This window comes from Planktothrix serta PCC 8927, from assembly GCF_900010725.2.
Lineage (GTDB): Bacteria > Cyanobacteriota > Cyanobacteriia > Cyanobacteriales > Microcoleaceae > Planktothrix > Planktothrix serta.
The window spans coordinates 85808-109987 of the sequence record NZ_LR734882.1 but is presented as its reverse complement, the minus strand read 5'-3'; the positions used below and the strand labels follow the sequence as shown (position 1 = coordinate 109987).

At 39.7% G+C, this 24180-nt stretch carries 24 protein-coding genes; 18 read left to right on the top strand and 6 right to left on the bottom strand.

Annotation, left to right across the window (positions count from 1 at the left end; translation table 11 throughout):
- Positions 1-234: 234 nt before the first annotated feature.
- On the bottom strand, positions 235-477 hold the full coding sequence (locus tag PL8927_RS23875; RefSeq protein WP_197047541.1) for a hypothetical protein: 243 nt from the start codon (positions 475-477) through the stop codon (positions 235-237).
- Between the two features lie 312 nt (positions 478-789).
- On the opposite strand from PL8927_RS23875, the gene crtW reads away from it, so the two are divergent.
- From crtW to PL8927_RS23860, 3 genes are all read left to right on the top strand, one after another.
- Positions 790-1596, top strand: a complete 807-nt coding sequence (gene crtW / locus PL8927_RS23870) for a beta-carotene ketolase CrtW (protein ID WP_083625951.1) — start codon at positions 790-792, stop codon at positions 1594-1596.
- A 33-nt stretch (positions 1597-1629) separates the two neighbouring features.
- Positions 1630-2307 (top strand): LmeA family phospholipid-binding protein, encoded by a 678-nt coding sequence (locus PL8927_RS23865; RefSeq protein WP_083625950.1) that lies wholly within the window; start codon positions 1630-1632, stop codon positions 2305-2307.
- A 265-nt stretch (positions 2308-2572) separates the two neighbouring features.
- Positions 2573-3916 carry a glycosyltransferase gene (locus PL8927_RS23860; protein WP_083625949.1) on the top strand — a complete coding sequence of 448 codons (1344 nt, stop codon included), beginning with the start codon at positions 2573-2575 and terminating at the stop codon, positions 3914-3916.
- Between the two features lie 196 nt (positions 3917-4112).
- Here PL8927_RS23860 and PL8927_RS23850 read toward each other — a convergent pair whose 3' ends face one another.
- Positions 4113-4520: a hypothetical protein gene (locus tag PL8927_RS23850; RefSeq protein WP_083625948.1), complete on the bottom strand. Its 408-nt coding sequence runs from the start codon at positions 4518-4520 to the stop codon at positions 4113-4115.
- A 371-nt stretch (positions 4521-4891) separates the two neighbouring features.
- Between PL8927_RS23850 and PL8927_RS23845 the strand changes: the two genes are divergently transcribed.
- The 11 genes from PL8927_RS23845 (at position 4892) to PL8927_RS23795 (ending at position 14807) form a co-directional block, all read left to right on the top strand.
- Entirely contained in the window at positions 4892-6292 is a 1401-nt protein-coding gene (locus PL8927_RS23845; protein WP_083625947.1) for an NYN domain-containing protein, read from the top strand.
- 79 nt (positions 6293-6371) lie between these two features.
- The gene (locus tag PL8927_RS23840; RefSeq protein ID WP_083625946.1) at positions 6372-6701 is read left to right on the top strand and encodes an SDR family oxidoreductase; all 330 of its coding nucleotides are present in this window, start codon (positions 6372-6374) and stop codon (positions 6699-6701) included.
- A gap of 35 nt (positions 6702-6736) precedes the next feature.
- Positions 6737-7822: a 4-hydroxyphenylpyruvate dioxygenase gene (gene hppD / locus PL8927_RS23835; protein ID WP_083625945.1), complete on the top strand. Its 1086-nt coding sequence runs from the start codon at positions 6737-6739 to the stop codon at positions 7820-7822.
- A 252-nt stretch (positions 7823-8074) separates the two neighbouring features.
- On the top strand, positions 8075-9265 hold the full coding sequence (locus PL8927_RS23830; protein WP_083625944.1) for a hypothetical protein: 1191 nt from the start codon (positions 8075-8077) through the stop codon (positions 9263-9265).
- A gap of 39 nt (positions 9266-9304) precedes the next feature.
- On the top strand, positions 9305-10366 hold the full coding sequence (locus PL8927_RS23825; protein ID WP_083625943.1) for an NAD-dependent epimerase/dehydratase family protein: 1062 nt from the start codon (positions 9305-9307) through the stop codon (positions 10364-10366).
- A gap of 2 nt (positions 10367-10368) precedes the next feature.
- On the top strand, positions 10369-10935 hold the full coding sequence (locus PL8927_RS23820) for a YdcF family protein (protein ID WP_083625942.1): 567 nt from the start codon (positions 10369-10371) through the stop codon (positions 10933-10935).
- 7 nt (positions 10936-10942) lie between these two features.
- A complete protein-coding gene (locus tag PL8927_RS23815; RefSeq protein WP_083625941.1) occupies positions 10943-11968 on the top strand; it encodes an NAD-dependent epimerase/dehydratase family protein in 1026 nt (341 codons plus the stop codon).
- Positions 11969-12061: 93 nt separating this feature from the next.
- Positions 12062-12424, top strand: a complete 363-nt coding sequence (locus PL8927_RS23810) for a DMT family transporter (RefSeq protein WP_269322033.1) — start codon at positions 12062-12064, stop codon at positions 12422-12424.
- A 74-nt stretch (positions 12425-12498) separates the two neighbouring features.
- On the top strand, positions 12499-13500 hold the full coding sequence (locus tag PL8927_RS23805; RefSeq protein ID WP_083625939.1) for a UbiA prenyltransferase family protein: 1002 nt from the start codon (positions 12499-12501) through the stop codon (positions 13498-13500).
- 185 nt (positions 13501-13685) lie between these two features.
- A complete protein-coding gene (locus PL8927_RS23800) occupies positions 13686-13985 on the top strand; it encodes a hypothetical protein (protein ID WP_083625938.1) in 300 nt (99 codons plus the stop codon).
- Between the two features lie 384 nt (positions 13986-14369).
- Complete coding sequence (locus PL8927_RS23795; protein ID WP_231506129.1) at positions 14370-14807, top strand: type II toxin-antitoxin system VapC family toxin; 438 nt, start codon at positions 14370-14372, stop codon at positions 14805-14807.
- A gap of 29 nt (positions 14808-14836) precedes the next feature.
- Here PL8927_RS23795 and PL8927_RS23790 read toward each other — a convergent pair whose 3' ends face one another.
- The 3 genes from PL8927_RS23790 to PL8927_RS23780 form a co-directional block, all read right to left on the bottom strand.
- On the bottom strand, positions 14837-15277 hold the full coding sequence (locus PL8927_RS23790) for a pepsin/retropepsin-like aspartic protease family protein (protein ID WP_083625936.1): 441 nt from the start codon (positions 15275-15277) through the stop codon (positions 14837-14839).
- Positions 15278-15645: 368 nt separating this feature from the next.
- Complete coding sequence (locus PL8927_RS23785) at positions 15646-15798, bottom strand: hypothetical protein (protein ID WP_156093309.1); 153 nt, start codon at positions 15796-15798, stop codon at positions 15646-15648.
- A gap of 109 nt (positions 15799-15907) precedes the next feature.
- Entirely contained in the window at positions 15908-17599 is a 1692-nt protein-coding gene (locus tag PL8927_RS23780; protein WP_083625987.1) for a transglutaminase domain-containing protein, read from the bottom strand.
- A 215-nt stretch (positions 17600-17814) separates the two neighbouring features.
- On the opposite strand from PL8927_RS23780, the gene PL8927_RS23775 reads away from it, so the two are divergent.
- Both PL8927_RS23775 and PL8927_RS23770 read left to right on the top strand, forming a co-directional pair.
- On the top strand, positions 17815-18705 hold the full coding sequence (locus tag PL8927_RS23775; RefSeq protein WP_083625935.1) for a DUF928 domain-containing protein: 891 nt from the start codon (positions 17815-17817) through the stop codon (positions 18703-18705).
- A 184-nt stretch (positions 18706-18889) separates the two neighbouring features.
- Positions 18890-20848, top strand: coding sequence for a ShlB/FhaC/HecB family hemolysin secretion/activation protein (locus PL8927_RS23770; protein ID WP_231506127.1), 1959 nt, complete (start codon positions 18890-18892; stop codon positions 20846-20848).
- 7 nt (positions 20849-20855) lie between these two features.
- Here PL8927_RS23770 and PL8927_RS23765 read toward each other — a convergent pair whose 3' ends face one another.
- Positions 20856-21074, bottom strand: coding sequence for a type II toxin-antitoxin system HicB family antitoxin (locus PL8927_RS23765; RefSeq protein WP_083625933.1), 219 nt, complete (start codon positions 21072-21074; stop codon positions 20856-20858).
- 678 nt (positions 21075-21752) lie between these two features.
- On the opposite strand from PL8927_RS23765, the gene bchL reads away from it, so the two are divergent.
- Both bchL and PL8927_RS23755 read left to right on the top strand, forming a co-directional pair.
- Positions 21753-22619, top strand: coding sequence for a ferredoxin:protochlorophyllide reductase (ATP-dependent) iron-sulfur ATP-binding protein (bchL, locus tag PL8927_RS23760; protein ID WP_083625932.1), 867 nt, complete (start codon positions 21753-21755; stop codon positions 22617-22619).
- Between the two features lie 36 nt (positions 22620-22655).
- Entirely contained in the window at positions 22656-24176 is a 1521-nt protein-coding gene (locus PL8927_RS23755; protein ID WP_083625931.1) for a DUF5331 domain-containing protein, read from the top strand.
- Positions 24177-24180: the final 4 nt, after the last annotated feature.

Here is a 24180-nt window from a genome sequence, read left to right as displayed (position 1 = left end):
GATAGTAGGAATAAGGGCTATAAAATTGTCATCCTGAATGCAGCGAAGCGCAATGAAGGATCTCTGAGAATTTAGCCAGACACAGTGAGATTCTTCGCAGGCTCAGAATGACAATCATATTATCAAAAGTCTTTAAAATTGTCAGATTCTTCGCGGGCTCAGAATGACAATTATATTGTCAAAAGCCTTTAAAATTGTCAGATTCTTCGCGGACTCAGAATGACAATTATATGATCATAACGGTTGAGGAATCGGGCCAGGGACGGGTTGAGGAATTGGCCCCGGTACAGGCTGAGGAATGGGAGGAACCGGGTCAGGAAGGGGTTCGGGGTTGGGAATGGGGTCAGGAATGGGGTCAGGAAGAGGATTCGGGTTCGGAAGTGGATTTGGAATCGTTGGGTCAGGAATGGGATTAATTTGAGCGATGACAGGCGGTGTAAGAGCAGGAGGATAGAAAATAATTAATGGGAATATCATAAAATCAAGCCTGAGTTAGATTTACAATTAATTTCTTGAATTGTTTGATCCTAATCAAAATAAATCATTTATTCTTCGGTCTAAAGTAATAATTTAATCTCAAGCTTTATTGATTATCTATTTCTTATTCGGTATTCCTCTTGAATATTGTTCAGGCAATTACATCAGCACTTAACAGCATATTTTTTATTTCTTTTGACAGACAGCTTTTTGATAGGAATTCCTTACACTCAGAACAGGGTCACTCAATATTTTGTGTGGCTGAAAAAAATAAAGCGACTATTCCTAGCGTATAAAGCTATAGATTTTTTTATGTCTAATCCGTCCGTCTTAGATTACCAATATCTTGATATCCAAGATTCTATTCCTCCTGAATTAAAAAATAATAAAAATTCTATTGAGACTAGGATTAACTTAACAACGAAAACCCAAGCTGGGTTATTGATTGCCCTTACTATTATAGCTATCTGGGCCGTTGGATTTATCAAATTTCTATCTTTGGATTTGCCTCAAACTAATGGGGTTATAATTGGGTTAGCCCTGCTGCTACAAACCTTTTTATATACAGGTTTGTTTATTACGGCTCATGATGCCATGCACGGTTCTCTTTATCCTAATAATCTGAAGCTGAATCATTTAATCGGGACAATTGCGGTCACGCTTTATGGATTACTTTCCTATGAAGAATTGATCAAAAAACATTGGCTGCATCATCGCTACCCCGCCAGTGACAATGATCCTGACTTCCATGATGGTGAGCATCAAAGTCTCATTTCTTGGTATCTGTATTTTATGATCCGATACTGGAGTTGGCGACGATTAATTAAATTAGCTTTTGTATTCCATAGCATTCAATTTTTATTTCATATCCCTATCCTTAATTTGGCTTTATTTTGGCTTATTCCTTTTATCTGTAGTTCCTTTCAATTGTTTTATTTTGGAACTTTTCTCACCCATCGAGAACCTGAAGGAGGATATCAAAATGAACACTGTGCTCAAAGTAATTCCTTCCCCGTCTTTTGGTCGTTTATGACTTGTTATCACTTTGGTTATCATCAAGAACACCATCAATATCCTAATGTTCCTTGGTGGCAACTTCCCAACGTTCGCAACCCTTAACTCAACTGTTAATCCTTTACCCCCCATCGAAAAATGCTATCAGAAAAAACTGGATTTGCTAAACAAACCCTGAATAAAATTGCAGAAGTTGCCCTTTCTACCCAAATTAAGGCACAAAAGTTAGAAGTTGATATCGAAACAAATCTGCAAAAAATTACTCATGGAGATATTGATCATATTGCCATTAAAATTAATCATCTCAAAATGCAGAATCCGCTCCAAATCGAGATGTTTAAATTAGATATTGGTCAAGTTACGGTTCAACCGATGAGTGCAATTCGGGGAAAAATTAAATTAGTTCATCCTTCAGAAGGTAAACTAGAGTTAGAGGTTAATGAAGACAATCTCCATGAAGCTCTACATCGTAAATTGCAACAAAAAGTTCAATTAAAGTTACTAGAAAATGGTAGAATTTTCTTTAAAATTAATTCAATGGATGGAATGAAAGAATCCCCAGAACTAACTTTAATTGCTATTCCTAAAATTAATAGTGATCGCAAAACCTTATTACTGGAACTATTTCCCTTAACTACCCCGTCTTCCCTTCCCCCTGAACAAATTACCCATCTCTTTACTACCTTTAGCGAAATTCTTGATCTCAAAAATTTGGAAAAATCAGGGACAACGCTGACCCTCGATCAATTTCAAATTACATCAGGTTGGTTACATCTCAAAGCCAATGCTCATATTAATAAATTTCCATCCAGTTAAAATTGATATAGCGCTAGGGAATTACGAATTACGAATTACGAATTACGAATTACGAATAGGGAATGAGTTTGCTGGATTTAGTAGAGACGTGCTGGTGCGTCTCTACAACTGTACTGCGTAGCTCTATAAACTTAGATCATAAGTAAACATCAACGGTTAACAGTTAACCACTAATAGTCAACATTAAGGATGATGTCAGTGATAATATTTTGGGGCAAAATTAACTATATCTCTGCTATCTATAAGTCCTGATCCTTAATGATTTATGACGCATTTTGGTATTATTTGTCCCCCCTATCCCGGTCACTTGAATCCTCAGTCTGCTTTAGGACGAGAATTACAAAAACGAGGACATCAAGTTACCGTTTTACAACTGATTGATCTTGAGAAAAAAGTTCAATCAGAAGGCTTAGAATTTTATCCCGTTGGCTTGTCTATTTATCAACCGGGACTGTTAGCAGAAACGTTTCAGCAACTGGGTCAATTAAGTGGAATTAAAGCTCTGCAATATTCCGTCGATTTCTGTCAACTGTTCACAGAAATTCTGTGTCAAGATGCGCCCAAAGCGATCGCTAAATTAGGAATTAATGCCCTTTTAGTGGATCAACTGGAACCTGTGGGAGAAACGATTGCAGAATACCTTAATTTACCCTTAATTGTGGTGTCCTGTGGTCAAGCTATTCATCGCCGGGGGGATGTTCCTCCTTTTTTTACCCCTTGGTTATATCAAAATCAAGCCTGGGCAAAACTTCGGAATCAAATTGCTTATTTTATTTTAGATTATAGTTGTCAACCGATTTTAAACACAATTAATCAATATCGACAACAGTGGAAATTACCCCATTATCCTCATTTTTATGGTGCAACTTCAACTCGACTCGCCCATATTAGTCAACAACCAGAAGCCTTTGATTTTCCGATTCCTAATTTACCGAAAAATTTCTACTATACAGGCCCTTTTCGCAATCAATCACCCCAAAATATTCCCTTTCCCTATGACCGTTTAACCGGACAACCTTTAATTTATGCCTCTTTAGGAAGTGTACAAAATACAAAAGTTAATCTATTTCGATCAATTGCAGAAGCTTGTCAACAATTAGATGCTCAATTATTAATTACGCACGGTGGCGGAATGAGTAAAGATGAAGTTAAAACGTTACCGGGTTCTCCTTTAGTCGTTGAGTATGCACCTCAGATTGAAGTATTAGCAAAAGCGAGTTTAACGATTACTCATGGGGGTATGAATACGGTGATGGATTCTTTAAGTTATGGCGTTCCTTTAGTGGCTATTCCGATTACTTTTGAACAACCGGGAACCGGAGCGCGAATTCGTTGGACAAAAACCGGAGAAGTTATCCCTATTAGCTACTTAAAAGTTTCTCGATTACAACAAGCTATTCAACAGGTTTTAACCCATAATTCTTATTCAGAAAATGCCTTAAAAATTAGGGATTCTATTCGCAAGGCTGGAGGTGTTAAACGAGCAGCAAATATTGTGGAACAGTGCGTTAAACAACCGACAAAACCCCTAAATGATTATGAATATCAACGAAAAATATTGGCAAATTCAAAGCGGACGGTTATCACCACGACTCATAAGGCAAAATGATAGTAAACTATTGGGTTTATATCCTTTAAATTTCAATAGTAATCGAGATGGCTTAGTTTTTATTCCTGTTAATTATCATCCCGCTCAACCTTCCCCCTAATTTTAATGTTACATAGGGCGGGTTCTGTTTTTCTAGTGCTTTCTCGCCCCTAAGAAGGAAAAACCCGCCCGATATTCACCCCGAATAATGATTCAATTAGGGTAGGATTTTGTCTATAAAGCTTTTTCCAGCTTCTGCGGTATTATCTTTTAAGCGATCGCCTGTTTTTTGAGATCGTCCTGAATATTCTGAACCCAAATCTTTAAAGGCTTCTGCTGAATCTCTGGTAATATTTCCCAGTCGTTCATTAAGCGGAACATCTCCTTCCGCTTCGTTTAAAAACTCTCCGGTTGTTTTGGGTCTATCGGAATCTTTTTGATGAGCAATTTTATCTATTCTTTCCTGAGAAACTGGGTTACTTCTGTCATGGTTTTGAAGATCAATCGTTGTGTTGAGCAAGATAAAACCAATTAAAAAAACAGCGAAAAAGCGTTTGACTTGAAGTTGAGTAAGAGTAACAAAAGAACCGATATTAGAAACCAGTCTAAAAATACCAGATTTCATGATGATTTCATTCCTGTTTTTAAGGACTTTCGATTTTGTAAATCCAAATCTACAATAACGAGATTAAAACAAATATTCCTCTATCATAAGTAATAAGTTGTTAACTCAAAACGCCAGCTTTCTTCACTCTTCTGTATAGCAGAGGATTCGGAATTTATAAACCCTGAAAACCCCCCAGATTTAACCCCAAACCAACGGAGGGAGAAATCATCAACGCCTAACTCCTGTCTGCTTCCTCCACATCCCAGACCTCTGATCTTCTCTACCCACTCTCAACAGTAAGTTTAAATGCGTGGAAGTTTATCGGTTTCGGTGTCTCCCAAACGTGCTAACCTTAATAACACAAGACAACCCGTAGCCTAGTCAGGGTTATGTTCGAGCAAACCAGCACAATTCAAGAAAATGGAACCCTTGTTGTTCCTGCCATCAGTCACTATGTTTGTCGAACATTAGTGAATTTTCACCATCAATATCCTCACTGGATTAACCCCCGTTATTCCCATCTTTCTTGGCAACAGGCTGAATATCAATCCTCACTCATTCGTCAACTTAATCAAGGGTTAAGTCAAGCACGAAATCGAGAGGCACTATTTGTTAAACTCAAAGCCTATCTAAACCGTTTATTGAGTGCTGAATTCTTACGTTCTCCTGAGTATAAAGCCTTAATTGTTAAACTAGAACAACTCACAGACCCCAATATTGCTTTATTGTTTGCCAACTATCCTCTGATTGAGCATTCACCTTCTCACTTATTATTTAATGGGAGAAGTTCTAGAGAAATTGGAATTAGTATTTTATTGTTAGATGTCGAAAATCTGCCTTTAGATGTAGAAACAGAGCAATTTTTAGAAACAATTTGTCTGTATCCTATGCAAATTAAAGTCGCCTTTGCCAATTGGCGCAGCATGGGAAAAAAAGATTTTGAATATCATCAACGTGGCTATCAATTGATTCATGTTCCCCCTGGAAAAGATAGTGCTGATTTAAAAATGTCAACGGTGGGATCATCGATTTTTGTTCATTATCCAACAGCAAAAGAAGTTTTAGTTTGTTCCTCTGATCAAGGCTTAACCCATTTGTGTAATACCCTACAGACTCATGGTTTAACGGTTTATCAAGTTAGTAAAAATAAAGCAAAAGTTACAGTGCTGAATACCCGCACAGGTCAAATTAACACCTATTCTTTAAATCCCGTTCCTAAAATTCCAACTTTAGATCAATTTATTGTGCAATTAAAAAACCTGATTGAATTAGAACAAAAGCAGTCTCACTGCCAATGGGTTAAACTGAATCGAGTTGCATTTTTATATAAAGAAGCCTACAATTTAACGATTAGCCAAGTAGTCGCTTCCCATTTTTCTGATTATCAAGCCAAAGATATCTTTTTAAAAAATCCCGATATTTTTGTGATTCATAAACCTTCCGAAAAATCTTCTAGTTATGTCACCTTATTTGAGCTTCAGTCTCCGGCTCTACAACCCAGCGCTTTACTAGAAACTGAATTATCTCAATTTCCTCTAATTAACTCTTTAGAGGCGCTGGAAACCGCTTTAATTGAAATTATGCAAGAACTCACTTTAACTTCATCAGATAAACCTATTCCTATGTCAATTTTAGGCAGCCAATTTAATCGTAAATATGGCGTTTCTATTACTCAAATTATTAAAAAATTAAGATTAGGGGGCAATTTTCAAAAGCTGTTAAATTTAAGCACCGCTTTTAATTTAGAAAAATCTGAGAAAGATTGGATAGTTAAATTAAATTCCCCGTAGAGACTTGTCCCAGCGCATCTCTACAGAAGTCAGGATATTTGTTATACTAGGGAGATGATTATTAAGAAATGTAAAGGAAATGAATAACAAAGTAGCTGTTGTTGTGGGTGCAACGTGGGGAATTGGAGCAGCCGTTGCTCGAAAATTGGCCCAAACCGGAACTAAACTGGTCTTAGTCGCCAGAAATAGTACCCAATTACAAACTTTGGCGAAGGAGTTAGAAACAACGGAGGTGTTACCCGTTTCTACAGACATCACTGACCCCCAACAAGTGGACAGTTTAATCCAAAAAACCAGCGATTATTTGGGTCAAATTGATATTTTAATCAATGCTGCGGGTGCAGGGATTTTAAAACAGTGGAACAAAATGGAAATTAATATTCAACCGGAAAGCCATTTATTCTTCTAAACTTAATGATATTGTTGCTTATTGAACGATGAATTATGGAGTTTGATCATATCCATTTCTATGTTCAAGATGCCAAACGAACACGGGATTGGTTTATTCATAGTCTAGGATTTCAAGGAATTGGGAGTCAGAATCTTACTCACACCCAAACGGAAATCGTCTATCAAGGTTCAGTTTATTTCCTATTCTCTTCGCCTCTAACGGTTGAGAGTCCTGTTACTCAATTTTTGCAGCTTCATCCGCCCGGTGTGGTGGATGTCGCTTTTCAAGTTCAAGATTTAGAATTAAGGGTTGAACAGCTTCTTAAACAAGGGGTTCGGGTAATTTCTCCCTTACAATTCTATCACGATCACGGAGAAACTTTAAAATGGTTAACCCTGGAAGGATGGCAAGGGTTACGTCATACCTTAGTTGAACAAACGGGATCTCTCACCGGAAAACTGCTTCCCGGTTTTCCTGATCTTCTTCCCCTATCTTCCCCAACGTTACTTGCCATTGATCACGTTGTTTTAAATGTAAAATCCGGGGATTTAAAAACAGCAATTTCTGGGTATCAAAATCAATTTGGATTTCAACCTAAACAAAGTTTTGATATTCAAACTGAACGCTCTGGATTACAAAGTCAAGTTCTGATTCATCCCCAAGGTCAAGTTCAGTTTCCGATTAATGAACCCACATCGGCTAATTCCCAAATTCAAGAATTTTTAGATCTAAATCAAGGCTCAGGAATTCAACATTTAGCCCTGAAAACCTCAAATTTAGTGCAACAGGTTAAAGAATTAAGACAAAGAGGATTATCTTTTTTAAGCGTTCCCGATGAATATTATCTGGAATTACAAAACCGTTGGCATCATCAATCCTTATTCATCGATTGGGAACAATTAAAAACCCACCAAATCTTAGTAGATTGGGAAGCTTTAACCCCAGAAGCCATGCTCTTACAAATTTTTACCCAACCCATTTTTGAAAAACCCACCTTTTTCTTTGAATTTATTGAACGAAAAACTTGCGCTATTCAAGGTCAACTTCGACAAGCTCAAGGTTTTGGAGAAGGCAATTTTAGAGCTTTATTTGAAGCCATAGAACGGGAACAAATTAAACGGGGGAGTCAGATGATTTGAAATTCAAATTTCCCAGACAGGCTCTAAAATCCTTGACTTTTTGGAGATATTTTATTAAACTATTTAATAGGGTTTTATAGAAAATTTGCGATGCCGTAAGGCAGCAGCTACGCTATCGCTCTTAACCTGATCAGGCTGCCATCACCATAACTTTACTCTTTCTGACCCGACTTTAAAACAACCGTGTCCCTGCTCCCCCTGCTCTTTCTTGCTCCTGTTCCTTTCAACGCAGTCACAAGCTGCCTGTAAGCGATGTCTATTCATAAGCGACTTCCTGAATCTATTCGTGCTGTAGGTGAAGAATTGCAGTTTCTCCTTCAACCTCGAATTTGGGGTTCCATTAGCGTTCTGACGGTGGTAGGAATTTTCTTTTGGCAGTTTTCCGAGCACCCCGAATGGTTTAGCTTGGATCAAGAGTCAACGATTAATAATAATAGTTCCGGGACTCAACTTACCCCCGAAGAAAAATCGATTGCTGCGGATATTGATAGTTCTAAAATATTACTAGACGAGTTAAATAGTAATAATTCATTCATTGCGCCTTTAAATACAACCATTACTGTTGAAACCGATTTACTCAAACAAGCTCAAAATGCCGCTAAAAATTCTGAACCCGCCTCTGGGTCAAATCCAATATTAGAGAGTTTACTTTCAGGAACACGATTAGAAACTCAACCGCCTGTACAAGAAAAGTCTTCCACCTCTTCTAATCGTCTTAATTCTGTTTCTGGTAATACTCCAACCCCTACCAATTCTAACCCCAACTTAGGTTTAAATGGCTTAGAGTCACCCTCGGCGGAAACTGCAAATTCTCCAACAGCGACCACTGCCTTACAACAAGCCATGCAGAACTCTCTGCAACGACAAGAGGCAGGAAATAGCGATCGCGCAGTATCCGCAACGACTGCAACTCAAACCACTACAAACTCAGAAATCCAAGGTTTAACTCTCTCAAACCTTTCTCCTAATACACTCACAAATCCCAACTCAGGAACAGTAGGTCTAACACCGTTTACAGGAACTTCCACCATTACAGGACAAACAACCCAGCCCAGTTGGAGTGTTCCCAGAAGCAATCCTAATCCTGCTGGCGGTACAGTTCCCCTTCCCGTTCAGAATCCCTATCAGACCAACGTTACCCTGCCTCCTGTGGTTCCGACTGTGCCAACGGTAACACCCGGAACTGTTTCTAACCCCGGATATTCTAACCTAAATCCTCCTTTGATAAATAATACTATTCCCTCCTATTCGGTCACTCCTAACACAGGCAATTACGGCACGGTTCAACCCCTTCAACCCAATACCTACATGACCCCCAGTAATTTCAATCCCAATCTACAACCGAGTCAAATCGGTCAAAACCAACCCAATTTTTCTGTTCCTAATCGTGTTCCGGGTCGTTATATTGGGGGAGGAGAAATTAATACTTTTGCTAATCCGTAATGTTTTAAAGTTATTGGGATAAGGTTAACTGAGGAGTACATGAGCACTCTCGAACAGGTTTTGGTTACAGGTTCCCTGGGCTGGTTGGGAATTCGATTGGTGAAAGCATTAATTGAGGGATTTCCAGAAGTGGAATTCTTATCTAAACCGAGTAAAAACCTCAATATTCGTTGTCTAGTTTTACCCGGTCAAGACTTCTCCAGTCTTAAAGATTTGTCGAACAATATTGAGGTAATGGTGGGAGATCTGCGAAATCCTCAAGATTGCGATCGCTTTTGTGAAAATGCCGAAAATGCTATTTTATTTCATACCGCAGGAATTATTCATCCTCAACGAGTTCAAGAATTTTATCAAATTAATGTAGAAGGAACTAAAAATCTATTAAATGCTGCGATTTCTAGTAAAATAAAACGAGCTATTATTGTATCCTCTAATTCTCCCTGTGGTTGTAACCCCCATCCCGATCATTTATTTGATGAAACCTCTCCCTATCATCCCTATATGAACTATGGACGCTCAAAAATGTTCATGGAATTAGCTGTAAAAAACTATCAGCAACAGGGAAAAATTGAAACCGTTATTATTCGTCCTCCTTGGTTTTATGGCCCCCATCAACCCCAACGTCAAACCCTATTTTTTAAAATGATTCGAGATGGAAAGGGGCCAATTGTTGGCGATGGAACTAATTTAAGATCTATGGCTTATGTCGATAATCTTTGTCAAGGATTACTATTAGCAGCAATGACAGAAAAAGCCAACGGAGAAACCTATTGGATAGCCGATGAACGTCCCTACTCGATGAATGAAATTATTGATACAATTGAACAGTTATTAGAACAAGAATTTCAACAATCTTGTGTTCATAAACGCTTAAAATTACCAGGGTTAGCGAGTGAAGTTGCTTTAGTTATTGATGGAAGTTTACAAACATTAGGATTTTATCACCAAAAGATTCATGTTCTCTCAGAAATGAATAAAACTATAGCTTGTTCTGTTGTTAAAGCTCAACGGGAATTAGGCTATCATCCCACGATTTCTTTAGAAGAAGGAATGCGAAGAAGTTTAAAATGGATCTTTAAGAATTATGGAGGATTAGATTAAGAATGGTCAGTCATATTGTCGTAACAGAAGGATTAGTTTTTCGAGAAGACTTCGCTCAAGATTATTTTTTATCTAATTATTTTGAAGAAGTTTTAAAACAAGTTTTAAAGCAGGTTGCTGAAACTGAAAAAGTGTATATTTCTCCAGGTAATTCCTTTGATTGTCCTAAATCAGAAGAACAGTATGCTGCAAAATATCTCCTACATTATCGTCCTGAACTCCAGGTTTTTGTTCCTGAAAACGTTAAAGATCGTCCCTATCTCGATACTTTTGATAATGCTAGATTATTAAGAAAATGGCTAGAACAACAGGGACAATGGCCGTTAGGAGAAGTGATTTTATATTGTAATCAACCCCATGCACTGCGGAGTCAGTTAATGTTTAAACTCTGTGGCTATAACGTTCAACAGGTGATTACTTCTCATCCTGAACTAGCAAATCGAACAATGCCACTCCGTCTTGTATATTATCATTATTTACCTGCTCATCTACTTTACGAATGGGGAGCTTTAGTTTATAATTTAATCAGATTTAATTGCAGTAAAAATTCTTTTAAAAATCAACAATAACTTCATTATGAAACATTTAATCACAGGAGGATCAGGTTTTTTAGGCAATTTAATTGCCCGTCGATTATCTGAACGAGGGGAAGATGTTAAAATTTTAGATATTTGGGAAGATCCGACCCGTCCCCCAGAGATTGAATTTATTAATTGTGATATTTGCGATCGCAATGGCGTAGCAAACGCTATGAAAGGAATTGATATTGTCCATCATAATGTAGCTTTAGTTCCCCTAACAAAATCCGGTAATCAATTCTGGGAAGTCAACGTAGAAGGGAGTAAAATCGCCGCCGAAGAAGCGGTTAAAGCCGGGGTTAAAAGCTTTATTCACATGAGTTCTAGCGCCTTATTTGGTGATGCTGAATGTCCGATTACTAACGATACCCCCACTAAAGCCGTTGAAATTTATGGACGGGCAAAATTAGCCGGAGAATTAGCAGTTAGAGACATCTGTGATCAAGCGGGTTTACCCTTAATTGTTATTCGTCCTCGGACGATTTTAGGAGAAGGAAGATTAGGAATTTTTCAGATATTATTTGAATGGATTCAAGAAGGAAAAAACGTTTATGTCATTGGAAGTGGTGACGTTAAATTTCAGTTTGTTCATGCTCATGATTTGATGGATGCCTATCTTTTAGCATTGGATTTAGGTCAACCGGGAATCTATCATGTAGGAAGCGATCGCTTTGGAACATTACGAGAAGGATTAGAACATTTAATCGAATATGCAGGAACAGATTCTCAGGTTAAAAGTTTACCCACTGGATTAACTATTGGAACCTTACAACTGTTAGACTGGATGGGGTTAAGTCCCTTAGCTCCTTGGCATTATTTAACCTATCACAAAGAATTTTATTTTGATGTAGATCCTCTGCTAAAATTAGGCTGGAAACCCAAATATTCTAATGATGAAATGTTCCGAGAAAGTTATGATTGGTTTAAAAAGAACTATAATCAACTGCAAGCGGAAAAAGCGGGATCTGCCCATCGTCGCCCCGTCAAAGAAAAACTACTCTGGGTCTTAAAACAACTCTCCTAACTTAATTGTAGGGTGCGTAAGCCCAGCGCACGCACCATCTAACATTTTAAGGATGATTAAAAATAATTCAATCTCCTATTCTAATAACAAACCGTGAACAATATCAACTCAGTTAACTGGATGTCATGGAGTTTAGTTTTAATCGCCGCCATTAACACCGGAATCGGCAATTTATTACTCAAAAAATCCCGCTTAGAAGCCCCCGATCCCAGTTTATTAACTCTACTCTTATCTCCTTGGTTTATTGCCGCAATTTTAGTCTATGGAATTAATCTGATTGTCTTTGCTAAAGCCCTAGATCACTTACCTGTATCAATAGCTTATCCCATCTTTGCAGCGATTGGTTTTAGCTTGGTTGCATTGATGGGAAACCTATTTTTAGGAGAACGTTTTGGGTTAAATCAAATGATAGGATTAAGCTTGATTGTGGCTGGAATTATGATTATGTCTCGTTAAATTTGTAGCCGGAGGAAAGGGAAGAATACCATCAACAGTCAACACTTCGACACTTCGACACTTCGACAAGCTCAGTGCAAAGCAAGCTCAGTGCAAAGCCGTTAACCGTGATTATTAAACTCCTACGTCCCCACCAATGGACAAAAAACTTATTCTGTCTAGCCGGACTTTTATTTGGGGGAAGACTATTACAACCCCAGGCGATTTTGTTATCAGCATTAACAGTAATCTTTTTCTCAGCGATCGCATCAGCAATTTATATTTTTAATGATATTCAAGATCGAGAATGCGATCGCCTCCATCCGAAAAAAAAATATCGTCCTATTGCCAGTGGTCAAGTTTCGATTAAAATAGGATTAGCGATCGCATTCTGTTTAGCAACGGTTTCATTTTTAGGGGCTTATTCGTTAGGAATATCTACATTAATTTGCGTTTTACTCTACACGATTAACAATATTGCTTATTCTCTCAAGCTCAAAAATTTACCCTTATTTGATGTGAGTTGTATCGCCTTTGGCTTTGTTTTAAGGCTGTTAGCGGGAATTTATGCGTTAGGAGATATACCGACAGCTTGGATTGTTTTATGTACCTTTTTTCTGACTCTATTTTTAGGTTTTTCTAAACGACGTTCTGAACTCTTATCGCTCTTACATCTTCAAAATTATCAAGAAAACTTTGAGTCTGAACTATCAACACAAGAGGGTTCAAAATTACCCGATTTAGAACGCTCTTATTTGCACTTATTTTATCAACGAGGCAGAAAAAACCAACAACGTCCCGTTCTCTCTCAATATACCTTACCCTATTTAGATTCTCTGCTCAATAGCACAGCAACAATAACGATTATGTGCTATGCTTTATTTACAATTACATCCGGTAAAAATCCCTCTTTAGTGATTACAGTTCCGATTGTTTATTATGCAGTAATGCACTATAAATGGTTAGTCACAGTTTTAGCAGAAGGAGAAGAACCCACTCGCATTTTAATCCAAGATCCTACGATTAAATGGAGTTTATTAATTTGGTTAATTTCTTATTTAGCAATTCTGTATTTTAAGATTGATTTATTTCATTAATTTGATGACACAATGCAGGGGAAAAGAGGGTCAATCTAAAGTTGCCCATACCTTGCAGGTTGGGTTTGCCCAGATATTTAACACCCACTGACAGGGGCTGGGTTAGCACCAACTATATAGCCATATTTAATATTTATGCTATAATTGTATGAAATTAATCACTATTAAAGTTCAGCTATAAATGTATGGAAGCTGTAATTGAAAGCATTGTAAGTAAGCTGCGTTATTTAGGTAAACCGCAACTAGAAGTTGTTCTTACCTTTGTTGATTTCCTAAACTGGCAGTCAGCGCCGAGCCTGTTATCAACAGTAAGTGATTCTGATGCAGAGATCGGCGATCGCGAGTTTGAAATACTTTTAGATGAATTGGCTGATGAGTTCATTAAAAACAGGGGAGTAAATGTCCCTACGCTATCGGATTTTGCGGTCAGTCGTGCTGGTATCTATGAGGATCATTCATCGAAAAATTTGGGTAGAAACCCCTAACTTCTAGTTAGGCTTTACATTAATTTGAACTGGGATTAGAATAATTAAAGCCACGATGACCTTAATTGACGGGTGAGATTCCCAGTGGTGGGACGCTCTAGTTAAAGGGCGTTTAACCGAAATGGTTGAACCGGTGTTGACACTCTAGTTCTAGCCCCCACAAGCAGAAACGATTAAGCGAGTGAGTGAAAAACGACTTAAAAGTAGGCTCAGACCCTTCGGGGCGAGAGAGTAGAGGCAATTGGCATCGCCTGTCGCACAACACTAGAACACGCCTAAGAATGGTTTTGGGAGTTGTGGTTCGAGCAATGACCATCGGGTTATCTCCTTCTAAAGAATCCTCGCACTTATAGGGCGAGGTGTGTCAAAGCAATGTTATGCCTTGTGGATACGAATATTTTGCTGCGGTTTGCAGATCGCTCTCATCCTTTATATCCTGTAATCCGAACTGCCGTAAAACAATTGCGACAAGATGGATATAAACTGCAACTAGCATCACAAAACTGCGTTGAGTTTTGGAATGTTGTTACTCGCCCGATCGAGAAAAATGGCATTGGATTGACTCCTGCTGATGCAGATCTTCTTTTACGGCGGATCGAGCGTCTTTTTCCATTGTTTCCCGACACAAATCTAACTTACTCCGAATGGCGTAGGTTAGTTGTCACATACAGAGTTTCGGGAGTTCAAGTACATGATGCCCGTCTTGTGGCTATTATGAAAGCAAACGGTGCAGCACACATTTTGACGCTAAATGTTAAGGATTTTACTCGCTATGCCAACGAAGGAATTGTGCCGATCGATCCAAATACTATCTCTGAATAATAAAAGTCGATCAGACATTAAAATAAAATTCAAATTCTTAAATAACTGGCTGTAGGACTCAGCGGCAAAAGCACGAGAGTTTGTTTCTGCAAATCTAATTCAATACCCAAAGCTTCTAAGGGGATAACGCCCAATAACGGATCTGCTCCTGCGGGCAATTCTATGCACTCAAAAGTCGCGTCTCTTCCCATTAATGAAATTTTTGCATCTTCAAAAATGCGTGCCGTACCGATACCAGTTGCCGTTGCTACAGGTACGGTTTTCAGAAGTTTTAAACCGAGTTGAGCGATCGCATCCTGCGGCAAGCATAAAGTAGTTGCTTCCGTATCTACCAGCACATCTTTTATTGTAATAGAACGGACTCGATCGGCAGGAATTAGATTATCTTCCGCCTTACCTTGGTCTAGCCGATTTGTGATTGTCAACGTTGTGGTAATTTTTCCCATTGGTTCTTTGATAGTTGGTGTCATGATTATATCTCTCGGTAGCATTTTAGATTGATTACAACTTTCACGGAAAAGAGCGATCACGCCCGATTGAACATCATTTTACCCTATCTATTGTACCTGGCCTGTAGGGGCGGGTTCGCCTGAATATTTGACACCTATCAACAAATTATAAAAACCCGCCCCAACCCCACCGAAAAATTAACAATTAATTCAATTTAATGGTTATTCAGTGATAGTTATTTGGGATTATTCTTTGGGTGGGGGCGGGTTTATTCAGATGATCGGTGGGTGACATAATTGATCGGTGGGGGCGGGTTTATTCAGATTATCGGTAGGTGACATAATTGATCGGTGAACCCGCCCCTACAAATTTTACCCATTACCCATTATTACCGTAGACGTTTTTCGTCTTCTCTACGTCTGCGATCGCGCCATTCTGCGACGGTTAAATAAATTACACCCCCGGTAAAAATTAGCAGCATTGAGAAAGCAACCAATACCAAAATATCAACGATTGTCAACTCTTGTAAAACTTCCATCATGTCAATTCAAAAAACTGTTTTTATCTATTTTAATTGAAAATGGAGGATAGATGACATCAATTCATCGATTGTCACCCATCCAACAACCCAGAACCTGGATTTCTACCGTTTAAACCGCAGGTAACTCATCTAAAATGGTAAACCGAACATGATTAATCGCTAAGGTTCCCAAAGAGACTTTTTCGCGGTCAACATCAACACCTTGATTTGTTAAGCGTTGAAAGCGGATACCTTTACCAATTTCAATATGATACCAAGCTAATCCCATAAAAAATCGCAGGGGATAGGGCCCTCCTTCTTGAATATCATCGGGGTTAGATTCCATTGGAACCCAACCGAAACCGGGGATATAAAATTCTAACCAAACGTGATTATATTCGGGTTCTAAAGGTACTCCTCGACGGTCAGCAAATTGAGGACATTTATAACGTCCAATAGTACGACAAGCAATCCCATTTAATCGTGCTAATGCTAATAAAACCCCGACATATTCCCCACAGGAACCAATTCCTCGCTTCAAAACTACATCAGGATTTTCAATCTTAGAGGTTAGACTATAGGATAACTGATCATAAACATAATTGCGAATACTTAAAAGTTGGCGGAGAAAATTCGTTTCATTGCGAATAGCGGCTTTTGCTGCTTCCTGAACAATCGTAGTATTCATCGCTAAATGATCATCATCAACTAAATATTTTTGGAGTACATCGGACGACAATTTCGGTAAATTTTCCACCTGACGGGTATTAATTTGATATTTAATACTCCGAACTTCCACCAAGGCTTTCCAACCAAAAATTAAACGTTCCGTCGAAGTCAAAGGATTAAAGTTAAAAACCGCAACTTTTTCCCCCTCTTCTATTTCTTCCCGAAACGGAATTCCAATATGAGAAACTTCTAAAACTTTTTGGCGTTTGGTATTAGAAGGTAAAGCAATTCGCCATTCTAAATTTTCGATATGAACCGCTTCTAAAGGTTCCAACTCCTCCACATAGGACATCTCGATCAAATAGCCATTAGATGTGGCGTAGTTTTCCTGTTGATTATAATGAAAATAGAGGGGATGAATAAACGTGCGATCGCGTCTAGCTAATTCAAATTGATCAGGGGAACTGGGATTATCTCGGATATACAGTTCATCTCCAGCATAAGCCACATAGAGAACTTCTTCCCCTGTTTCAGAATCGGTATAAAACGCTAACCCACTGGGAGATTCAAACGGTGTTAAAACACTAAATCTTGTTTCCCCTGTTCCTCTTTCTAAACAATAAACCGTTTGTTCTTCGCGATCGCAAACCCATAATTCTTCATTTCTAATCGTCAGGTTTTCTACCCCAATTCCGGGAGCATAAAACCGGGTAATTTCCTGTTTTGTATTTTGACTATAAACGAGAATAGATCCGATGCGATCGCAAGCGAAATAAAGTGTGGATTCCCAAACCGCAATTCCGGTGGCATGATAGGGTAATTGAATAAACAATTGAGGCTCAAGATTAACAATAGAATTCCCTTGAATTACATGGGGACAATAATAAACTTCATTCCCGCGAGTAAACCAGAGTGTATCCCCCCAAAGAGCTAAACCTGTAACATCTCTAAACGCTAAAGTTAAATCAGGATTAACAACCGTTGCATTATCCGTTTTCGGGTCAATTTGAAGTAAAAATCCGCGTAAGGTATCAATAGCAAATAGGGAGTCTCCTACCCCAGTTAAGCCATGTAAAGCAGAAACTCCCATCGGTCGAATTGTTCGGGGTTTAAACTTGGTATTTTTTCCCAAAGTCGGTGAGTTAAGATTCATAGAAATTGCCATTGGGATGAAATCAGGATATTCAGTCAGTGAATGATATCAAACTTCAGATTTAGGAGCGCTGACAAAGCCGAAATTTTCCTAAAATCCGATTTCGACTCAAACATTTAAGATTAAGCACAGATTTTGACAAATTTCGCAGGAACATTGGATACAATAGTTCTGTCAAGAAATGCTACTCTGCTGATCGGTGAGCGTCATTAATTATGGCTAGGCCAATGTTTTTCCTCCACCGTGCAACGCTTGGACTAACGTTATTGTTGCAAATCGTTGTTACTAATAGTTTGATTGTACCCGCAGCCCATTCAGTGTCCTCACCTCCCGATGGAAGAGAGGGACAAGGAGCGGTCACTCCTGGGTCTGGAGACAGGGTTCAGCAACCTGAACAACCCTCTCCAACGGGTAATTCACCCTTTACAGACTGGAATGCCTTTACCCCTCCTCAACGGGGTATACCGGGGCGTCGGGAAGGGGGTGGAACTCGCGGGACAAATTGTCCCAGTCCGATTACCGCGTTAATTCCAGAGTCTACAATGGGGCGCACAGCATCAGGTCAACCCGCATTTTTTCTTTATATTCCAGGGACACTCGATCAAAAGATATTAGAATTTGAAATTACAGATGAAACCGATAAAACCCTCTACAAAACCACATTTCCTTTGAGTATTGATCGCCCTGGAATTGTGGGAATTCAATGGTCTCCGAACTCTAAATTTATTACCTTAGAAGAAAATAAAAATTATCGCTGGTATCTAACAATTAAATGCAGTAACGGTGATTCTTCTAATGATATTCTCGTTAGTGGATGGATTAATCCCATTGCTTTAAGTGCAGATCAAAAACGTCAATTAGAACAAACTCAAGATCCATTAGAAAAACTAAAAGTATACGCCCAAGAGGGACTTTGGTATGAAACAATGGCAACTTTAGCGGCTTTACGATTGGAAAAATCCACAGATTCCACTATCAAAAATCAGTGGAATGAACTCTTAAAATCTATTGGGTTTGATCCGAATCAAACAATAACTCAGAATCAAAAAAACAAAGCTCAAGCTATTCTTGAGGCTCCCATCCTGAAAATTCAAACCAATCAGTAATCCGTCGTAGGGGCGGGGTCACCCCGCCCTTACCAGTTATCAGTAATCACCTCAAGAGACAGTTTATCGATTACTATTTACTGATAACTATTTACTGATAACTGTTTACTGATAACTGAAAAAAAATAGGCATTCTATGGGTAGGAGTAAAAATCTTAGAAAATTTCATCAGTGTGGAATGATTGTGACCAGTACCCTATTACTGGTTTTATCTTTATTTCCTCGTCAAGGTCTTTCTCAAGAATCTTCAAGGTTAACCTCCTTTTCTGAGGAAACCCCCGAACCTCTAACAACTGAACACGAGACTAACGTTGTCCCCTCAACAGTATTTCTTCCCCATTCAACAATTACTCCCTCTGAACTCGCCTATATTCCTCCAATTGCGCCGCTACAAACCTTGACCTTTGGGGATATCTCAATACAGAACGATAATTCTCTTTTCTCTCCCGCTTCTGGGGAGTTTTGTGATCTTCAAAATTGTCCTAATTTAGCCCAAATTAATATCCCCCCGCAAGTTCCCCAACCTGATCCTAACAGAGATCGATTTTTACCTCGACCCCCGATCCCCCCGAAACCCGAACCTCCGCCAACCCCTGAATTAACACCCACTCCAACCCCGGAACCCCCAACTCCGCCAACGGATGAAACCCCTATTCCCGTTCAAACGATTAACGTCACAGGGAGTACAATTCTGACATCAGAGGAAATTCAAACCTTAGTGACCCCTCTGGAAAATCGTTCCGTCACCCTGACCCAACTGCGGGAACTCGCCGATCAAATTACAGCCATTTATTTAGAAAGGGGTTATATTACCTCTAGGGCAATTGTTCCTGAACAAACGATCAATAATGGCATTGTCGAGATTCAGGTCATAGAAGGAACCTTAGAAAATATTGAAGTTGAAGGGATAAAACGCCTCCATCCGTCTTATATCACCAGTCGCATTCGTTTAGGCGCTGAAAAACCCCTCAGTACCGCCGCTTTAGAAGATCAATTGCGACTCTTAAGAATTAACCCCTTATTTGAAAGTGTAGAAGCCAGTTTAAGGGCTGGAACCCAAGAAGGCCAAAGTATTTTAATTGTGCGCGTAGTGGAAGCGCCGCCTTTTGGGGTAAGTCTGAATATTGATAACTATTCCCCCCCCAGTATCGGTTCAGAACGCATGGGGATTAGTGTCCGTCATCTTAACCTCACGGGTCGAGGAGACTTTCTAGGACTGTCCTACAATACCACTCGCTTAATTGCTAATGGGGAGTCGGATATTATTGATGCGTTGTATAGTATTCCCATCAACCCCATGAACGGAACAATACAACTGCGACTCCAACCTTACCGAAATCGCATTACTCAAGATCCCTTTGATGCGTTGAATATTGAGGGGAAATCTCAACGCTATGAAATTAGCTATCGTCAACCGATTATCCGTAACCCTATCGCTGAATTAGCGTTGTCTTTTGGTTTTGCGTTTCAAGACAGTCAAACCCTTTTAGATGATAACGGAGAACCCTTTGCATCCGGGCCAGATAGTAAAGGGTATACTCGCACCAGTGTTTTAAAATTTGGACAGGATTATGTAATTCGGGATACAGAAGGGGCTTGGGCTTTGCGATCGCAATTTAACCTGGGTTTAGATATCCTCGGCGCTACAGATGTTGGTACACCCAACGCTGCTTTTTTCAGTTGGTTAGGTCAAGTCCAACGGGTACAACGTCTTGGCGAAGATAACCTGCTGATTGCACAAGGGGATATTCAATTATCGGCTGATCCGTTATTTCCGGCTCAACAATTTGTCATTGGAGGCGCACTATCCCTCAGAGGATATCGTCAAAACGTGCGGGCTGGAGATAATGGTTTTCGGATTTCCCTTGAAGATCGAATTACTCTCGATCGTAATCAAGACTCTGAACCTGTATTTCAACTAGCTCCCTTTATTGATTTTGGTGGGGTTTGGAATCATGACCGCAACCCTAACCGGATTATTGGTAAAACCTTTTTAGCAGGTGCAGGATTAGGCGTAATTTGGCAACCTGTTTCAGGATTAAATCTGCGTCTGGATTATGGTCTTCCCCTGATTGGTATTGATGATCGGGGCAATAATATTCAAGATGATGGAATTTATTTTAGTGTTATTTATACCCCTTAATCAGTTATCAGTAAACAGTTATCAGTAAACAGTTATCAGTTGGTAATGTTTCTCCTCTGTCTTGATATTCTTCCTGAATCATTTCAAAAGCATAAACTAATTCAGATAAAGCTGCTTCTGAACTTTTTCCCCAAGCATGACAACCCGAAATTGCTGGAACATAAGCCACAAATGTTCCATTATCATCAGGACGGGTAACAATCGTATAGTCTTGTAAAATCTTCATAGTTATAAGCAATATAAGTCTTGATTTTAATAGGGATAGACCCCAAAAACCCGGTTTCTTGGAGAAACCGGGTTTTTAATCCACTGTGGCTCTGAGAATTTTACAAAAATTAACATTTAACTGCGTTTATTTTGAGCCTGGGGTTTTTGATAATTTTTCCTGAGAATAATCAGTAAAATTGCTTAGTAATTTTTTGAAAAAATTCCTCAATTACACCCTAAAGATTTAATATTCATCAAAATTTTACCCAGGGAAACCCTGGGTCAACACTCCTAACTATCTAGGCTCAGGGGTGATCATCCGGGTCACTTTTGGACATTTGCATCCACTCCTCTTTTCATTTTTTTGCTTATTGTAACTATTTTTATAAAAAAGTTTATATAAAAAATAGTATAATAATAAATAAAAGCTTGAAAATGATTCTGAGATGATTAAATTAAAATTAATCCTTAATCCACAATAAAGCTCGAATTTATAGCCTAATTTATTAAACTCACCCCTTTATTTTCTGAAGCAGTTATGGCAATAATGGCTGTATCAAACCCAGAAAAGCACTGTTCTAGCAGTAGGGGCGGGTTCCACCGGATCTTTGCTAATAAAGCAAAACCTGGGTAAACCCGCCCGTCAACAGTCAACAATCAACAGTTTTTAATAAAAACCGATTAAGGAGAAACAAGCGTGAAATTAGCAGTCTACGGTAAAGGCGGAATCGGTAAATCAACCACAAGCTGTAATATCTCTGCCGCTTTAGCCAAACGGGGTAAAAAAGTCCTGCAAATTGGCTGCGACCCCAAACACGACAGCACCTTTACCCTCACGGGATTTTTAATTCCCACAATTATTGATACCTTGCAGGAAAAAGACTTTCATTACGAAGATATTTGGCCGGAAGACGTGATTTACAAAGGCTATGCGGGTGTCGATTGCGTCGAAGCAGGTGGCCCTCCAGCAGGTGCAGGATGTGGCGGTTATGTGGTAGGGGAAACCGTTAAACTCCTGAAAGAACTCAACGCCTTTGACGAATACGATATCATCCTGTTTGACGTCTTAGGGGACGTGGTTTGTGGTGGTTTTGCTGCCCCTCTCAACTATGCCGACTATTGCGTCATTGTCACTGATAACGGCTTTGATGCCCTATTTGCCGCTAACCGCATCGCCGCCTCGGTACGCGAAAAAGCCCGGACTCACCCCCTACGGTTAGCCGGGTTAATTGGTAACCGGACATCCAAACGGGATCTGATTGAAAAATATATTGAAGCCGTTCCCATGCCCGTTTTAGAAGTGTTACCCTTAATCGAGGATATTCGGGTGTCCCGTGTTAAAGGGAAAACCCTGTTTGAGATGGCCGAAACCGATCCATCCCTCCACTACGTTTGTGATTATTATCTGAATATTGCTGATCAACTCCTGTCCCAACCCGAAGGAGTCGTCCCCCAAGACACACCAGATCGGGAATTATTCTCCCTGTTATCAGATTTTTACCTAAATCCGAACAAACCCCTTGCTCAAAGTCACGAAGATGAGCTAGACCTGATGATGGTTTAATATGTCTAGCTATCTCAGGATGAGGATATAGAGGTTATGGCTTTCTTCAAAGACTTTTCCACTGCACTTAAAGATAAGTGGTTGCAATATTACCAAGCCAATCGGGAATGGCTGGTACTGCAAATGGATTTGAATTCAATACCGACCCCTGATGGGGGTCGAAGACCTGCCTCATCCCTCATTTTGGGAACGATCAATGCCCTTGACCCAGAGGCGGCCCAACTGATGTTACCCTTCTCAAAGCTAAATCCAGACCCCGAAAAACTGATTGATGTTTTGGGACTGAATTTTGACCCGGATTTAGCGTTGGGTATTAGGTCTACACCGGAACAACCTGCAACGGCAGCAGTTCCAGCTTATCAACCCCAGACTCCCGTTCAAACTGCCCCTGGTTACTCTAAGTCTCCAGTTCAATCTGTCCCTGGTTACCATCCTCCGGCACCTCCATCAGCCTTGGATTTAGAGGAGGAAGTGACTCCGGTACAACAACTCAATGTTGCGGGTGCTGCTGTAGCGGTTGCCAGTGCTGCGGCTGTTGTCGGAGGGGCTGCGGTGATTGCCGACTCCCAGGATGACTCCGATGAATTTACGCTCGAAGCCGAGGATGAGGATGAAGTCACCATCGATGAGATCGGCATGGAGGATTTTGATCCTGATGTCGATGAAGATCTAGGTTTAGATATCGACACAGAGGCCGCTGACGTAGCCGATGAGGGCTTTGATCTAGAGTTAGATGATGAATCAGAAGCTTTTAGTGCAGATGACCTGGATATGGGCTTAGAGTCCGATGAACTTGGATCTGATGACCTGGATATGGGCTTAGAGTCCGATGAACTTGAATCTGATGACCTGGATATGGGCTTAGAGTCCGATGAACTTGAATCTGATGATTTGGATATGAGTTTGGAGTCCGATGAACTTGGATCTGATGACCTGGATATGAGTTTGGAGTCCGATGAACTTGAATCTGATGATTTGGATATGGGTTTAGAGTCCGATGAACTTGAATCTGATGATTTGGATATGGGTTTAGAGTCGGAAACGGGATCGGCTGAATTAGACATCGATACCGAGTCTGATGTTTGGGACGACAACATTCACACTGAACTGGGCGGCGATACAGACGTCAGCGAGGATATCGATTTCGGTTTGGAATCTTCCGATGATCTCGGTTCTGATGGTATGGACGATCTGGGTTTAGAGTCGGAAGTTCTGGCGGCGGATGACCTGGATGGGGAAATCAGCTTAGAAGCTGACGACCTGGGTTCCGATGACCTAGATGAGTTTGGATTAGGAGATACAGATTCCGGTCTGGGTGATGATCTCGGTGATTTCGGGTTGGGAGATAGCTCTTCCGATGGCCTGGATCTCGATACCGGAGATAATTTAGACGATTTAGGATTAGGGGATGATGATTTTTCATCCGATGATTTAGGGGATTTTAATCTCGACGATATGGGTGATTTAACCACTGGAGACATGGACGATATTGATATCGAAGGGTTAACCGGTTCTTCAGATGATGATGATGAAATTTCCCTGTCGGATTTTAAATAATTTC

Coding starts and splice junctions, on each gene's coding strand:
- PL8927_RS23875 (WP_197047541.1), bottom strand. CDS start 477: ATGATATTCCCATTAATTATTTTCTATCCTCCTGCTCTTACACCGCCT.
- crtW (WP_083625951.1), top strand. CDS start 790: ATGTCTAATCCGTCCGTCTTAGATTACCAATATCTTGATATCCAAGAT.
- PL8927_RS23865 (WP_083625950.1), top strand. CDS start 1,630: ATGCTATCAGAAAAAACTGGATTTGCTAAACAAACCCTGAATAAAATT.
- PL8927_RS23860 (WP_083625949.1), top strand. CDS start 2,573: ATGACGCATTTTGGTATTATTTGTCCCCCCTATCCCGGTCACTTGAAT.
- PL8927_RS23850 (WP_083625948.1), bottom strand. CDS start 4,520: ATGAAATCTGGTATTTTTAGACTGGTTTCTAATATCGGTTCTTTTGTT.
- PL8927_RS23845 (WP_083625947.1), top strand. CDS start 4,892: ATGTTCGAGCAAACCAGCACAATTCAAGAAAATGGAACCCTTGTTGTT.
- PL8927_RS23840 (WP_083625946.1), top strand. CDS start 6,372: ATGAATAACAAAGTAGCTGTTGTTGTGGGTGCAACGTGGGGAATTGGA.
- hppD (WP_083625945.1), top strand. CDS start 6,737: ATGGAGTTTGATCATATCCATTTCTATGTTCAAGATGCCAAACGAACA.
- PL8927_RS23830 (WP_083625944.1), top strand. CDS start 8,075: ATGTCTATTCATAAGCGACTTCCTGAATCTATTCGTGCTGTAGGTGAA.
- PL8927_RS23825 (WP_083625943.1), top strand. CDS start 9,305: ATGAGCACTCTCGAACAGGTTTTGGTTACAGGTTCCCTGGGCTGGTTG.
- PL8927_RS23820 (WP_083625942.1), top strand. CDS start 10,369: ATGGTCAGTCATATTGTCGTAACAGAAGGATTAGTTTTTCGAGAAGAC.
- PL8927_RS23815 (WP_083625941.1), top strand. CDS start 10,943: ATGAAACATTTAATCACAGGAGGATCAGGTTTTTTAGGCAATTTAATT.
- PL8927_RS23800 (WP_083625938.1), top strand. CDS start 13,686: ATGGAAGCTGTAATTGAAAGCATTGTAAGTAAGCTGCGTTATTTAGGT.
- PL8927_RS23790 (WP_083625936.1), bottom strand. CDS start 15,277: ATGACACCAACTATCAAAGAACCAATGGGAAAAATTACCACAACGTTG.
- PL8927_RS23785 (WP_156093309.1), bottom strand. CDS start 15,798: ATGATGGAAGTTTTACAAGAGTTGACAATCGTTGATATTTTGGTATTG.
- PL8927_RS23780 (WP_083625987.1), bottom strand. CDS start 17,599: ATGAATCTTAACTCACCGACTTTGGGAAAAAATACCAAGTTTAAACCC.
- PL8927_RS23775 (WP_083625935.1), top strand. CDS start 17,815: ATGGCTAGGCCAATGTTTTTCCTCCACCGTGCAACGCTTGGACTAACG.
- PL8927_RS23765 (WP_083625933.1), bottom strand. CDS start 21,074: ATGAAGATTTTACAAGACTATACGATTGTTACCCGTCCTGATGATAAT.
- PL8927_RS23755 (WP_083625931.1), top strand. CDS start 22,656: ATGGCTTTCTTCAAAGACTTTTCCACTGCACTTAAAGATAAGTGGTTG.